The organism is Ochrobactrum sp. SFR4 (assembly GCF_019730395.1).
Lineage (GTDB): Bacteria > Pseudomonadota > Alphaproteobacteria > Rhizobiales > Rhizobiaceae > Pseudochrobactrum.
Genome location: NZ_JAAPBB010001183.1, coordinates 1 through 245 on the forward strand (window position 1 = coordinate 1; position 245 = coordinate 245).

The following is a 245-nucleotide window of genomic DNA, read 5'->3' on the forward strand; positions in this document are numbered from 1 at the left end:
TGGGTTTCCACGGCTTCAGCAAAGAACATTTCTTTGGAGATAAACCCGTTCAGCAACGGCACACCGGCCATCGCCGCACTGGCAACCATCGCGAGTGTCGCCGTCACCGGCATAAAGCGGAACAGCCCGCTCAATTTTCGCAGGTCACGCGTGCCGGTTTCATGATCGATAATGCCCGCAGCCATAAACAGCGAGGCTTTGAAAATCGCATGATTGACCATATGGAAAATCGCGGCAACGGCAGA

At 54.3% G+C, this 245-nt stretch carries 1 protein-coding gene; it reads right to left on the bottom strand.

Annotated features, from left to right (window positions below; all coding sequences use genetic code 11):
- The coding region (locus HBA93_RS22785; protein ID WP_286202157.1) for a proton-conducting transporter transmembrane domain-containing protein at positions 1–245 on the bottom strand (245 nt) is incomplete at both ends.